The following is a 13,666-nucleotide window of genomic DNA, read 5'->3' as shown; positions in this document are numbered from 1 at the left end:
GGCTCGAAGAATACAGTATTGGGTATCAAACTTATAGATCAATACAACGGAGCGGTTTTGCCCCAACACTGCTCCACTTATTGAATGCAGACGGCAGCTACTGCCCGTCGCTGCCAGCGCAGGCCTGGAGTTGGTTTGATACTTCCCGAATGGTAAATGGCTTCCCTTTATTACCCCAGGACGACTGCACAAAGTTCAGTAAGTTGGTGATTTCGGAATCCGTGAGGTCTTGATGGCCAGGCATTACTTGGTTGAAGGCAATACCATTGACCACCATGGGGCCATTCACTCCACGGCGCACCAAGCAGGCCAGAAAGTTGCGGTTTTCAGCCACGTAGTCGGCGCCGGCTACGGGCGGAATAAGGCGTTTCAGTCCTTGACCTTCATCGCCGTGGCAGTGAGAGCAGTGTGTAGCGTAGAGGCGGGCACCGGCATTCTGACGATCAGTGAAGCAGCCCGCAGCCATTGTCCCGGCCGCCAAAAAGCCCCCCAGCCGCAACAAATTTGCCGCGCGCCATCTCATAGAGCAGCTTGGGAAGCATTTTCGGCTTCTTCTTTCAAGAGTACGGGCAAGTCCTCCATGAGGCGAGCGACCTCAGCGGGATTCATGCCATCATAGAGGCCCCGCACGCGGCGCTTGGAGTCAACGAGGGTAAAGGCTCCGCTGTGTGCAAAGCCCCCAGCTACCTTATCGTCTTTTTCGGCCGGCACATAATAGGCCCGGGCGAGGCTGAAAATGGTATCGTGGGAGGCGGTAGCGAAGTGCCAGCGGCTAGCATCCTTAATACCCAGGCGTTGAGCATAATCGCGTAGCACGGCTACTGAATCGTGGGCCGGATCGATGGTGTGGGACAGGAAAAGCACCCGCGGATCATCCTTGAACTTCTCGTACACGCGTAGCATTTCGCTCTGCATTTTGGGGCAGATGCTCGGGCAGGTAGCGAAGAAGAAATCGGCCACATACACCTTGTTTTTGAAGGTGTCATTGGTGATGGTGGCGCTGTCTTGGTTGGTGAGCGTAAAGCTGGGAATGGTAGCGTAGAGCGTGTCAGCCGGGCCGCCGTTGGTGCTGGGTACTACCTCACGCTCACCCAGATACGGCAGACGGTCAACAGCAGCAGTGTCAGGTTGGCTTTGGCAGGCTGCGAGCAGAAGCAGCGCGGCACTGCCCGCTAATATAGTGCCCCGACGTGCGCGGGCTATGAGGGAAGATATCATTTGGTGGATGAATTAGACGAGTTACCAGCCTTTGTACCAAGCACCAGGCGAGCCGAATCGATACTGTTGCGCATGAGGCGACCTACAGAATCGATTTTGTGCTCCTGAGCGGCAAAATAAGCCATTACCTGCTCGTACGCCACCGTGTCGGCGGGGCGGCGGTACTGGTGCATCCAGCCCATCATAGCAGCATCGGCACGGAGCAGGGCGCGGCGCCGCCGACCAGCTTCGGTGGTATCGGGCAGCGTGGCTCGCTGAAGCTGCTGGCGTAGCGTATAGAGCTGATCCATTTGGGCCATAAACTCATCGTGCTTGGCCATTACGGCTTTTTCAGCGGCTTCAGCCTGCTGCTCCTCGCTTTGCAGCGACAAGCAGGACGAAAGCAGCAAAGTGCCCAGTAGGGAGCCAAAAGAGGTTGATTGGAGGAATTTCACGAGGCAAAAGTACGGCACGAATGCTTGCGCTGTGCCTATTTACCCTACTAACAAGTCAACCACCAAAAACTCTCCCGACTACCACCAGTTTTGCCCCCCATACGTCCACAGCCAGTCTACCGCCACCCACAGGCCCCACGCCATTAGGCCAAAAATGATGAGCATCCCCACCAGCACCACCGCCAGCAGCCCCTTGCCACTGCCTTGGTATTTGCCCTCGGCATAATGGCGGCGTAGCAGGCGTACGTTGCGGTCGTTGGCTTTATAGGCGAAGTCAAAAATGTTGCCCAGCACCGGAATGGCCCCAATAATGGTATCGAGCAGGATATTGAGTACCATGCGAATAACCAAGCTGCCGCTGGCCCCGTGGCGCATCATGGTCAGCACCAGTGCCCCCGATACGGCCATACTCGTTAGGTTGCCAACCACGGGCAGCAGACTCAAAATGGGGTCTAGGCCGAAGCGAAAGCGCGTGCCGGGCAGCGTAAACTGGCTGTCCATGAGGTGAGCAATGCCCTGCACCCAGCGCAGGCGCTCGTCCGTCTCAAAAGGTTGATCTACTGTTCTGGGGGGCATTTTGGGTTGCATAGGGAGAGAGATTTAATCGTTAAACGAAAGAACGACGCGAGTGGGTGCTTTCAGGAAACCAGTGTCGGTGGGCAGGCTCGCTGGTGGTGAGAAAGCCAAATTTTATCCTCGCTAAACTTAGCCTCGGCGGCCTTTCTCTGCGTTAGGCTTTTCATCTATTCACACCACTTTTTACCTAACAATAAACGCTATGCAAACGCGCACATTAGGCCGCTCTGGTCTGGCAGTTTCAGCCCTGGGTTTGGGCTGCATGGGTATGTCCGATTTTTACGGAAAGCGCGATAATGAGCAGAGTATGCGCACTATTCATCGTGCTCTGGATCTGGGCGTTACCTTCTTTGATACGGCCGATATGTACGGGCCGTACACCAATGAAGAATTGGTAGGCCGTGCTTTACGCGACCGGCGCGAGCAGGCCATCATTGCCACCAAATTCGGTATCCAGCGCGACCCGAACGACCCAACCAAACGAGGCATAAATGGCAGCCCCGAATACGTGCGCCAAGCTTGTGAAGGCAGCCTACGCCGCCTTGGTACCGACTACGTAGACCTCTACTACCAGCACCGTGTCGACCCAAATACGCCCATTGAAGAGACGGTCGGGGCGATGAGCCGGTTGGTGGAAGAAGGCAAGGTGCGCTACCTGGGGCTTTCCGAAGCCGCCGCTGATACCGTGCGCCGAGCTAATACTGTGCACCCCATTGCGGCTCTGCAAAGCGAATACTCACTCTGGAGTCGTGACCCCGAAGATGGGGTATTAGCTGCGTGTCGCGAATTAGGCGTCAGCTTGGTAGCATACAGCCCGTTGGGCCGGGGTTTTCTGACGGGACAGATTCAGCGCTTTGAGGATTTGGACGCAGATGATTACCGCCGAAACACGCCCCGTTTTCAGGGCGAAAACTTCCAGCGCAATCTCGATGTAGTTGTGAGAATTAAGGAAATGGCGGCGCAGAAAAATTGCACTCCAGGCCAGCTAGCACTCGCGTGGGTTCTGGCTCAGGGCGACGACATCGTACCGATTCCCGGCACCAAGCGCATCGAATATTTGGAGGAAAACCTGGGTGCGCTGGAGGTCCATCTATCCGCGTCCGAACTAGCCCAGATAAATGAAATTGCCCCCCAGAGTGCTATTGCCGGACTGCGTTATCCGGAGGCTATGATGGGAAGTGTAAATGGCTGATTAACATCTAGCAGAATATCAGCGTATGAACCTAGACTTTAGATTAATTTATGCGTGACTTATCTTCTCGTAAGTACTTCCTCGAAGCGCGAATTATTAGGTAAAGTACATAGACTCCTAAGAAGAACATGCCTAGCATAAAGAGTTGCCAGATCCTCATGAACTGCATTACATCAAAAAGGAGAAGAGTAAATTTTTGCATAAGAATTAGTCTGAATTATGTTTCGAATCGCCATGCTGCGAAGCTTGGCGGAAGGTATCTTTTATTTGGTTCAGGTTGCTGAATAATGATCTGTAGAAGAACATCAAAGGGCGAAATGATAATCTCATTTCGCCCTCTCTGTTTTTATTAACTCACTGGTGGCAGCAGATCAATCAGGCCGTCTTCGCTGACCACTACCGCCAGCACAGGGTACTGGCTGCTTTCCACGTAACGTAAGGCAGAGTTGTAGCGGGAGCCGCGAGAGGAGTCGCCTTTGGCGGTGGCCAGGCCGTCGAGGATAGCACCGATGGCATGGCAGATGCCGTTTTGATCTACGAGTACGGCCCCATCAATATTCGTGACCAAACGGAGAATGGCGGGCGTCATTAGGCGAGGTGCAACCCGAAAACACTGGCGGGTTAGGCGTTGGGCTTCCTGCGCCGCACCCGCAGAAATCACCAGAATGGTGCCGGTCGACTGGGTGCTGGCTTCCTGGGTGAGCCGCCACAGATACGCAATACCGGCATCAAGCAGTTCGGGCCACTGCAAGCGCACGGCATGCGCAAAATTATCGGCATCGACGCGGCCTTGGGGCAGGCGGGGGGAGTTCGAGACCACCTTCATCATAATATGATCGGCGTGTGTCAGCTCCCAGCTATAGTGTTTGGTGAAGTGCACCATAAACAAAGGCTCGTAGCTCGGGTGCGTTTCCTCCACCAGATAACCCAGGCCGAAGACATGCGTGGCATCCGTAATCAGCGCTGTATTGTCTTCGCTCAACTCCAAGAGCTTCCGAATGGAGCGGTGGTCGCGCAGGGTAATGGGCGTTTCGAGGGTCAACACGGGCACGATGGCGGGGTGGTGGCGGCGTGCCACAATCATCAGCCCGATACCATCGTCGCCTTCGTGCCGAAGCGCGGCCACGCCGTTGCAGGCATCATACAGGCCATGAGTTCCGGCCGCCGCCCGCAGCATAAAGCGCCGACCAGCAGCGCGTAGCATCTCGTTGTAGTCACGGTCGAGGACGGGGTGGGCGTCGTCGGAATCGGATTCGCGCAGGGCGCGGGCACAATCCTGCAAAAACTCTTGCACTGCCGCAGCCAGCAAGGAGTTGGCGCGGGCCACAATCTTGTCGGGCAGGGCATAATAGCCGTGGTAAGCTTCGGAGGAGAGCTGCAAGACCACGAGCACCAAATAGCCATTAAAGCTGACCGGCAGCGAGCAGAAGGAAATCCGCGGCATCGGCTCGGGGGCATTTCATTCAATGTCAGCTCCGTAGCCTGGCGGAGCAGCTCGTACCAACGCTGCTTCTCAAAGCGGTCTTGGTCGGTGGGGTGCAGGTGATAGACGACTTCACGCGGCCCTTCGGCCGATTCTAGCGCCGCCGCGCGCACCTTCACTTCCGTGAATTCCGAGCTGGGGTAGCGGTGGTTGGCGGGCTCAATTACGACGGCTTGTGGCTCGTCGGGTTCTTTCGCCGAGGCCAGACCAAGTAAAAAAACTTCGGGCTTTAAATTTCTATCCAGCAGATTAAAGACGCCTTCGGCAAACAGCTGGGCCGAGACGCGAAACAGACTTTGGTGCTCCCACATAGGGTAATTTGGGCGGTCAGGAGAAGGGAAGGGGCGGAAAACATTACGGAGTACGCGAAAAAGCCCCCCAGGGTGGTGTAAACAGGCGGCAACATTCCGGCCAGATTAAGGCAACATCCCACCGCCAACCTATGTTATAGTCATTGTACTGCGGATGGTTCAGCATTGGGAAACTCTCGCCAATCCAGTATCTTCACAATACCGCTCATCCCATAGCTGCCACTGCCATGTTTGTTGATTTACTGCTGGGCTTTTTGTGCGCTATGTCGTTCCTGCCCCTCACCACCGGGTATTGCGCCCACAGTTATGGCCGTTCGTTCTGGCTGTGGTTTGCGCTGGGCTGGGTATTACCGATTGTCTCGTTCTTCCTGCTTTTCGCCCTGATCTGCCGCAAGCAGCTAAACCCCGGCGAGTGCCTCCTGGACGAAGCCAAAGCCATTCTGGCTGAAGCCGAGCAAAAGGCCATCAATAAGTAAGGAGGATTTCCTCGCTATGCCAGCTGTTTTGCAATGGCATTAGCTACCCAAGCGCCCGTGCTAAAGCAACCTTGCAGCAAATAGCCGCCTGTGGGCGCTTCCCAATCTAGCATCTCGCCAGCCACAAAGGTGCCGGGCCGCCGATGCAGCATAAGGTTTTCATCTAGCTCTTCCCACGCAACGCCGCCCGCGGTGCTAATGGCCTCATCCAACGGCCGCAGACCACTTACGGGCAAGGGTAACTCCTGAAGCAGCTGGGCCAGACTTTCGGGTGAACTGGTAAGGGCTTCGGGTGATGCTACCTCCCGCAGAAGAGTTGGAATGGGTGGTCCTAAGCTCAAGGTCTGCTGCAAAAAAGCCCCCCAGGATTTGCTGCCGCGCGGTTTGCTGAGTTTTTGCACGAGCTGGTCATGCGTCAGATCTGGCTTGAGGTTAAGCCACAGGGTTGTGGGCTGTTCGCGGCTGAGCGCCGTGCGTAGGGCCGGCGTGAGGGCGTACACTGGCGTGCCCTCCACGCCGTACTCGGTTAGCATTAGCTCGCCGCGTATGGTTTGGCCTTCGCAGGTCAGAGCAATGTTTTTGAGCGGAGCGCGGCCCACCTTTTCCTTGAAAAAAGCCCCCCAGGCTATTTCTGCGCCGCAGTTGGAGGGAGCGAATGGAGTGTAGCGCACTCCTATTTCTGAGAAGGCCGCCGTCCAGCCACCATCGGAGCCGGTTTTGGCCCAGCTAGCCCCACCTAGTGCCAGCACCACCGCTGGGGGGCAAATTTCGAATACTTCGTTGGTCTGCTCATTGCGCAGGAGCAGGCCGTTGGGTGAGTCGGGCACGAAGCCCAGCCAGCGGTGCCGCGTTTTGATAACTACGCCTAATGCTGCCAGTCGCATCAGCCAGGCACGGAGTAGTTGAGCAGGTTTGTAGTCAGCCGTGGGAAATATGCGGCCGCTGCTGCCCACAAAAGTTGCTACGCCCAAATCGGCAGCCCAGGCGCGCAGCTGTTCGGGGCCAAAGTGAGTGAGAAACGCAGCAAATAACTCGTGGTGAGCGCCATAGCGCTTGCCAAAGGTGGGCAGCGGCTCGCTGTGCGTCAGGTTGAAGCCGCCGTGTCCGGCTACCAAAAACTTGCGCCCCACGGTAGCTTGCGCCTCATACACCGTTACGCGGTGGCCAGCCTCCGCCAAATGCTGAGCGGCCAGCAAGCCCGCCGGGCCGCCCCCAATGATGGCGATGCTGGGATGGTCAGACATAAAAGCAAAGTGGAAAGTAGCAGCTGGCAAGATACGACCTTGTGCCACGCCATTCGTGCCTTCGCTCCGACCCATTGGCTGTCCAATCTGGCTCTGTGTCTCTTGCAAGAGACACTTAACTCGCTATTTTATCCGCTTTCGGACTCATTCAAATCCCAACATCAACGTATAGGAGAGAGTCCTGTTCACTCATTTCCACCGCATGGGTCCATATACTATCCTCATTGGCTTAAGCCTGGCCGTCGTCTTATCTTACCTCTTCGACCTAGCGGCAAGAGCTACTAAAGTGCCGTCGGTGCTGATGCTGCTGTTTACTGGTATTGCGCTGAAGCAGGCTGCCGACTATGGCGATGTTGGTGTTCTGATTCCGAAAGTGGTACTAGAGATATTCGGTATTATTGGGTTAATACTCATTGTGTTGGAAGGCGCGCTCGACTTAAAGATTAATCGCGAAAAGGCTCCCCTAATTCGACGTTCCTTCGCTGCGGCCGCGCTTATCCTTGTAGTACAAGCCCTTATTATTGCCGAGTTGCTTCAGCTTTATTTGGGTGTCTCATTCCAGACCTGTTTAATAAATGCGGTGCCGCTGGCCGTGATCAGCTCAGCCATTGCTATCCCGAGCGTATCTAGTTTAGGGGGAGAAAAACAAGAGTTTATTGTCTACGAAAGCACTTTTTCAGATATTCTGGGCATCATGCTCTTCAATTTTGCCTTGCAGGATAACTTCGCGCAGGGTATATCCATTGTCACATTTCTGCGGGATGTCATAGCCGTTTCGATAGTGGCTGTAATTAGCACGGCCATACTGGCATTTATGCTTGACCGCATCCGGCTGCACATTAAGTTCTTCCTGATTTTCGCCTTTCTGGTCCTGATCTATAGCCTGGCCAAAAAGCTGCATCTGTCGTCCCTGCTGCTGGTACTCGCCTTCGGGCTAGCAGTGAATAACGCCGAACTCTTTCTCAAAGGCCCTCTCAAGCGCCTGCTGCACCCTGAGCGCCTTACCGAGGAACTGCATCAATTCAAAAGCATTACGGCCGAGTCGGCTTTCCTGATCCGCACTTTCTTTTTCCTGCTGTTTGGCTATTCCATTACCCTCACTAATCTTATCAGCGTCACGCTGTTGTGGCAGGGGCTGCTGATAGTAGGGGTGCTCACACTGATCCGCTTTTTCTACCTACGCTACATCGCCAAATCAGACCTGATACCCGAGCTGTTTATTGCTCCCAAAGGCTTGATTTCCATTCTGTTATTCTACAGCATTCCCGAAGCTCATCTTATTGGACAGGTCAGCGAAAACATGCTGTTTGTTGTGATTCTCCTGACGGGGTTGCTCATGATGGTTGGCTTGCTGCTGGCGCGTAAAGAGCCGGAACTAGGCGAGTACTGATACACTAGTTGCGGCTCAACTGGTTGCAATCATTAGGGTTGGGTACGCTCTATGCTCTTAAAAACTCAGGTTGGTTAGTTCTTGTCCAGCCGCCAAAGGTCGGCTAAGCGGTCCCGTACTTGGCTGCGCTCGTACTCCGTTTGAAGCGTGCGTGTGGCTGCCTCCCCAATCAACGCACCTTGCTGGCGCAGTACTTTGTTTCGCTCAGGAGCCTGAGTACGTTGCTTGATGGTAGCCAATGCAGTGAGCAGGTGCAAGTATATGGCCACATTACCGTCGGCACAGACCCTTATCTGGTCAAATGCAGTGGTTACAAACTGCTCGAACGAGGGACGTATAGCTATTACGCGCACACGGTCCGTGTCTGTTCGAAGCGAGCTGGCCAAACTTCGGTCGGCCAGTTGAGCCAACAAGGCACCAAGGTAGTCGACACTAATAATGGCAGTAGTTGTGTCATTAATACCCGGTGAGAGAGCTTTTAGAGCAATATCCACTATTTGCCGCAGCCCAAAGCCAACATCTTGTTTGATGGTTCGCTGGCTACCTATTCCAAAAGCAGCATTAACCCGAGCAGATAGCTTTGCGTTGAGGGTCAGCGTCTTTTTCTGATAGCTCGCAACTGATATCAAGGCCGATCCACGGGCTACGAAGCCACCGATGCCGTGCTCCATTCGTACCACGCCATCTAGGTCGCGGGCTACCTCCATGAGAGTGTCTTCATCCACACTCTGCACGTAGCCATTGGTGCGCGAAGGCACTGCCAACCATATCATTTGGCCGGCTTGCCGAAGTAAATCGTGTTTCTCATCAGGGCCTGCCTCTTGCCCCAACTGGTCAGGAAATAGACGCTTGATGGCCGCTTCGGTTTCCTCAGTTGCGTTGCGCACAATGTTGGATGCCTGAATAGAAGAAGCTATGTGATGGATAAAGAAGATTAATACACCAATACTGACTAGGGCCAGTACCAATCCCATCAGTACAGCTAGGGAAGGAATAAAGCTGCCTTCGTCGCCACCCCGGATAGTGCGCAGCACAATGAGGCAGTACACGAAAATGCTGACAAAGAAGCCCAGCACCATCTGATTGGCCCGGTCGCTCATGAAGTTGCGCAGTACCCGCGGGGTGTATTGGCTGGATACCTGCGCCAGTGTGCTCAGAGTAAGCGAGAAAATCAGACCAGCCACCGTAATCATGGAGCCGGCAATGGCCGTGAGCACACCGCGCGCGCCGTCGGAGCCCGCCCCAAACAGCAACGGGTATTCCTCCAGCCAGTCGTGCTCAATGCGTAAATCGATGAACACCAAAGCAAAAGCCAGCAAAATGGCCCCCGCAACCATCAGAGTTGGGATAAACCATAAGCTGGCATCCAGATTCAGCCAAAGCGCGCGGAGTCGGTTCATACCTTGGTAGGTACTGCCGAGTATACGCTAGGGTTGTTGCTTACTACTAAGTTGAAGGCTGTTACTCAATCTCCTTGAGCAGTTGCCGCCGATAGTTGGCCAGAATGGTAGACTTAAGCAGAAAGCCTAAGTATAGGCCATTGCGAACCACGGGCAGCGCCCAGGCATCATGATGCTCCATTTCGCTGAGCGTGTCGAGCAAGCTATCCTCGGGTTGGACTACGGCCACGGGAGGCGTCATCAGGTCGCTGACGTAAGTGGTGGTGTAATGCTCGTCGTCGAAGAGGGCGTCACGCACGGTATCGAGGGAGACGATGCCCACGAGTTTGTTGTCTGCATCGACTACCGGAAACAGGTTGCGGGTGGCATGACGGAAAATATCGACCAACTCGCCCAAGGTAGTCTCAGGATGCACGGGCACGAAGTCGTTCTGAACTAAGGAAAGTGGCTCCAGCTGCGCGAGCAGGCCCCGGTCGCGGTCGGCGTGCATATGCACACCGCGCTGCACCAGCTTGCGGGTGTACACCGAGTAGGGCTCGAAGTATTTGGTAATCAAATACGAGCTGGACGTAACCACCATCAGCGGCACAAATAAGGCGTAACCGCCGGTAATCTCAGCAATCAAGAAGATGGCCGTGAGTGGAGCGTGTACCACGCCGGCCAACGTACCCGCCATGCCCAGCACCACAAAATGCACCTCCGATACAGGATACCAGCCGCTCATATTAATCAGGCGGGCCAGTAAAAAGCCCCCCAGCGCCCCCGTAAACAAGGACGAACCAAACATACCGCCATTCCCTCCCGAGCCGATGGTGACGCAGGTAGCAAATACCTTCAGCAACATGCTGCTGGCTACTACCAACAGCAACAGCCACACGTTCTCATCGCGGTAAACGGCGAAAATGGAGCCTTCTACTAATCCTTCGGGCCGGCCATTAAGCAGCATTTCCACAATGTTATAGCCTTCGCCGTAAAGCGGCGGAAACAAAAACACCATGATGCCCAGCGTAAAGCCGCCAAAAACGACCTTGCGAAAGGTGCCAGGAAACCGCTCAAAATACTTGTCGGAAGCGAAATAGATGCGAATCATGTACACCGACAGCAGCGCGGTGAACAAGCCAAGCATCAAGTAGGAGGGTACCGCTTCTACCGGCCATGTCGTGGTAATCAGCACGAAGGGCTGGCCGGCGTAGAGCGCCTTTGAAACTACGGTGGCTGTAGCCGACGAGATAAGCAGGGGAATAAAAAACGGAGCCGACAGCTCCGAGAGTATTACCTCTACTGCAAACAGCACGCCCGCAATGGGGCTGTTGAAGATGGCTGCAACGCCCGCCGCCGCACCGCAGCCCACCAGCAGGCGCCGCTCGCGGCGGCCCACTCGCAGAATGCGCCCAATATTAGAACCCAACGCGGAACCCGTAACCGAAATAGGCGCCTCCAGACCCGCTGAGCCGCCAAACGTGACCGTCAGGAAAGAGCTAATAGCCTGTGAATACAGCTTGCTGCGCGGCACCACGCTGCCCTGGCGGGCAATGTTATACAGAATTGGCCCGATACCCCGGCTCAGCGTGCCGCCCAGCGCGTAGCGCGTAAACAGCACCGTGAGCCCAATGCCAAGCATGGGATACAGGAAGAGGGCAAAAACCCTGTTTTCCTCCGGTACCCAAGAATAAAGTAGATTCTGGGCCCAATGAACGGATCCTTTGAGTGCTACCGCCGCCAAACCCGCCCCCAGTCCGACCAGCACGCTCACCAGAATCAGGTAAACCCGGTCGTTGACGTGGCGTAGTCGCCACAGCAACAAAGGGCCTAATAAACGGTGAAAAACACTTTTCGGCATGATAAACGACAACTACAAGCAGCGCTCAACCCGCAAGAAACCGGCCACTAATACAAGGTACACGCAATATCAGGAATAAGCAGCGTCAAGCGGACTACAGGTTAATTAGCACCCGATACGGCGTATCCATCAGCTACCAGCATGGCTTTGCTGCCCTTTAGCAGCGCGCTTTTCAGCTCCAGCGTGCCGCGGCGGTACTCCTCGGAATAAGCCCAGAGAAATACACGCAGGTCGGCGGAGGTGCTGGTCATCTTCTCCACAATGATGTAGGGAGAGTGAGGGTCCTTCGTTTCAACACCTTTGTGGCTGCTCACGTACTGAAGCAGTTTCTCTTCAATCCGATCAGAGGATGTTTCGGTGCCCATATCGACGCTGATCAGAAAGTCTTGCCGAATGAAGCCGTCGCGGGTGTAGTTGGTAAGGGGCTCGCGTAGCACGAGGGCATTGGGCAGAAAGATGTGCTTGCCATCGAAGGTCTTAATGAGAGTAGTGCGCAGATTCAGCGCTTCTACCTCGCCCATCAGATCCTTTACCTGCACCGTATCGTGAATACGAAACGGACGGTTGAAGGCCAGTACCACGCCGGCCAGAAAGTTCTCGGCAATGTCTTTCAGGGCAAAACCCACGATGAAAGCCGACAGCCCGGCCCCCGCCAGCAGCCCACTGGCCACCCCCGACAGCCCCAGTACGTGCATGGCCAGCAGAACGCCCGTCAGCAGGAGAGCCCAGCGAGTAAAGTTGGTCAGAAAATCGGCCAGGAGCGCGTCGTGGGAGCGTTTTCGGAGTCTGGTTCCAAGTAGTTGGCTTACGTGGTTGGCAATGGCCACCCCAATGGCTAGCACGATCAGGGCAATAAGGAACTTAGGAAGTAGGTGCAAAAATTGGTGCCAATAGTCGCGCAGCACCCCATTCAATTCGTCGAGCATAGGGGAGAGTAAAAAACAAAATTTGCCCCCCAACTGGCGCTGGGGGGCATTTTTAGAAGACCGAACAACTCTCTGTACGGGAAGCACTCACCAGAAGGTTAGGATTTGCCCCCCGCCAGCTTATCTCACCCGCTGCAATGACGGCCCGAAGCTGCGCAGCCTTGCTGATTTAGGAAGCAGGAGTGGTGGCTGCTTTTTTAGGCTTGAGGTATTTCGTCGCCTTTGTTTTTAGATAGGTGGAGGCGGGCACCACATGATAATTCGGGTTGACCGCAAACAGCTCCTGCTGCACACCCACGTGGTTTTGGCCCAAAATCACCATCACGCGCTTGGCCTGCGTTTTCTGCTGGGCCCGCAGAATATTGGAGTAGATTTTTAGGTTACGGTTGTAGAACAAGCTGATGTAGTGGGCGCCGATGTAGGCCGTATCCACTTTGCCTAAGTCATTGGTATTGGTGCCGGTAGCAGAAAACCCGCCATTGGTTACCATCGCCGGGTTGTTGAACACCACACGGTGACTCATTGCTACCAGATCGGGGTGGTTGGCCAGGGCGATGTAATCATAAACTGAGAGGCTGTCGTGCTGGGCCAGGCGATGCAGGGGGCGCGAAGTGACCTGCATTTCCTTCAGCCCTTTGTTGAAGTAGTCGATGTTGTCGCCAGAGTTTAGCAGCGATTGGGAGGTGGAGGCGTAGTAATCGATGCAGGAAGGGCTGGGGAGGTTCAGTTGGTTGGCCATCACAAAGCCTACTTGATAACGCTCGCTTCGGCCAGTGCCTTCGGGCAGCGTCGAGAAATCAAGCTTTCCATCGCGGTACAGGGCATACAAGCTATCTATACGGCCTTGTTCCGAAGGCTCGGCTTCAATCATAATAGCGTCGGGCCGGAACTTGAGCAGGTGCTCCCGCAACTTTGCTACTTCTGCTTGCCTCTTGGGGTTGAGCACATCTGATTTTGGCTCCTTATTGTAGATTCCCGCTAAGTGAACAAAGCCGACTACCATAATTTCCGTCCGGTCTTTCTTGCTGTCCTGAGCCTGAACTTGAGCAGATAGAAGTGGTAGAACGAAGCTGAGTAATCCAATTAATTTGTGAGAAAAGCGGCTTCGCAGTGGATATAGTAACATGAGATAGAAGGGTGGTTAAGGTTTGCTACAAATAAAGTGTACAGTACCTT

The 13,666-nt window shown here is 54.7% G+C and carries 13 protein-coding genes and 1 pseudogene; 3 read left to right on the top strand and 11 right to left on the bottom strand.

What is annotated here, in order from left to right:
- Positions 1–97: 97 nt before the first annotated feature.
- The 4 genes from G7064_RS02285 to G7064_RS02270 all read right to left on the bottom strand — a co-directional run bounded on the left by G7064_RS02285 (position 98) and on the right by G7064_RS02270 (position 2,240).
- A complete protein-coding gene (locus G7064_RS02285) occupies positions 98–523 on the bottom strand; it encodes a c-type cytochrome (RefSeq protein WP_240935673.1) in 426 nt (141 codons plus the stop codon).
- Positions 520–1,218 (bottom strand): SCO family protein, encoded by a 699-nt coding sequence (locus G7064_RS02280; RefSeq protein ID WP_166072277.1) that lies wholly within the window; start codon positions 1,216–1,218, stop codon positions 520–522. The genes G7064_RS02285 and G7064_RS02280 overlap by 4 nt, the downstream gene beginning before the upstream one ends.
- On the bottom strand, positions 1,215–1,652 hold the full coding sequence (locus G7064_RS02275) for a hypothetical protein (protein ID WP_166072276.1): 438 nt from the start codon (positions 1,650–1,652) through the stop codon (positions 1,215–1,217). Before G7064_RS02275 ends, G7064_RS02280 begins: the two co-directional genes overlap by 4 nt.
- 78 nt (positions 1,653–1,730) lie before the next feature.
- Complete coding sequence (locus G7064_RS02270) at positions 1,731–2,240, bottom strand: DUF4112 domain-containing protein (protein WP_240935672.1); 510 nt, start codon at positions 2,238–2,240, stop codon at positions 1,731–1,733.
- Between the two features lie 190 nt (positions 2,241–2,430).
- Between G7064_RS02270 and G7064_RS02265 the strand changes: the two genes are divergently transcribed.
- Positions 2,431–3,420: an aldo/keto reductase gene (locus G7064_RS02265; protein ID WP_166072275.1), complete on the top strand. Its 990-nt coding sequence runs from the start codon at positions 2,431–2,433 to the stop codon at positions 3,418–3,420.
- 349 nt (positions 3,421–3,769) lie between these two features.
- Here G7064_RS02265 and G7064_RS02260 read toward each other — a convergent pair whose 3' ends face one another.
- A complete protein-coding gene (locus tag G7064_RS02260) occupies positions 3,770–4,864 on the bottom strand; it encodes a diadenylate cyclase (protein WP_166072274.1) in 1,095 nt (364 codons plus the stop codon).
- Positions 4,865–4,923: 59 nt separating this feature from the next.
- Positions 4,924–5,214, bottom strand: a pseudogene (locus G7064_RS23175) (hypothetical protein); the annotation flags it as partial.
- A gap of 227 nt (positions 5,215–5,441) precedes the next feature.
- Between G7064_RS23175 and G7064_RS02255 the strand changes: the two are divergent.
- Positions 5,442–5,690 (top strand): hypothetical protein, encoded by a 249-nt coding sequence (locus tag G7064_RS02255; RefSeq protein WP_133272810.1) that lies wholly within the window; start codon positions 5,442–5,444, stop codon positions 5,688–5,690.
- A gap of 14 nt (positions 5,691–5,704) precedes the next feature.
- Here the strand turns inward: G7064_RS02255 and G7064_RS02250 are convergent, their stop codons facing one another.
- Positions 5,705–6,934, bottom strand: coding sequence for an NAD(P)/FAD-dependent oxidoreductase (locus G7064_RS02250; RefSeq protein ID WP_166072273.1), 1,230 nt, complete (start codon positions 6,932–6,934; stop codon positions 5,705–5,707).
- A gap of 202 nt (positions 6,935–7,136) precedes the next feature.
- Here G7064_RS02250 and G7064_RS02245 point away from each other — a divergent pair, with 202 nt between their 5' ends.
- Entirely contained in the window at positions 7,137–8,324 is a 1,188-nt protein-coding gene (locus tag G7064_RS02245; protein ID WP_166072272.1) for a cation:proton antiporter, read from the top strand.
- Positions 8,325–8,398: 74 nt separating this feature from the next.
- On the opposite strand, the gene G7064_RS02240 is transcribed toward G7064_RS02245, so the two are convergent.
- The 4 genes from G7064_RS02240 to G7064_RS02225 form a co-directional block, all read right to left on the bottom strand.
- On the bottom strand, positions 8,399–9,724 hold the full coding sequence (locus G7064_RS02240) for a DUF2254 domain-containing protein (protein ID WP_166072271.1): 1,326 nt from the start codon (positions 9,722–9,724) through the stop codon (positions 8,399–8,401).
- A 61-nt stretch (positions 9,725–9,785) separates the two neighbouring features.
- Positions 9,786–11,564, bottom strand: coding sequence for a chloride channel protein (locus tag G7064_RS02235; protein WP_133272814.1), 1,779 nt, complete (start codon positions 11,562–11,564; stop codon positions 9,786–9,788).
- A gap of 101 nt (positions 11,565–11,665) precedes the next feature.
- Positions 11,666–12,490: a mechanosensitive ion channel family protein gene (locus G7064_RS02230; RefSeq protein ID WP_166072270.1), complete on the bottom strand. Its 825-nt coding sequence runs from the start codon at positions 12,488–12,490 to the stop codon at positions 11,666–11,668.
- Positions 12,491–12,659: 169 nt separating this feature from the next.
- On the bottom strand, positions 12,660–13,616 hold the full coding sequence (locus tag G7064_RS02225; RefSeq protein ID WP_240935670.1) for a DUF5694 domain-containing protein: 957 nt from the start codon (positions 13,614–13,616) through the stop codon (positions 12,660–12,662).
- Positions 13,617–13,666: the final 50 nt, after the last annotated feature.

The sequence above is a fragment of the Hymenobacter sp. HDW8 genome (assembly GCF_011305775.1).
Lineage (GTDB): Bacteria > Bacteroidota > Bacteroidia > Cytophagales > Hymenobacteraceae > Hymenobacter > Hymenobacter radiodurans.
The sequence above is the reverse complement of the archived record's forward strand: the minus strand, read 5'-3'. Positions and strand labels throughout refer to the sequence as shown.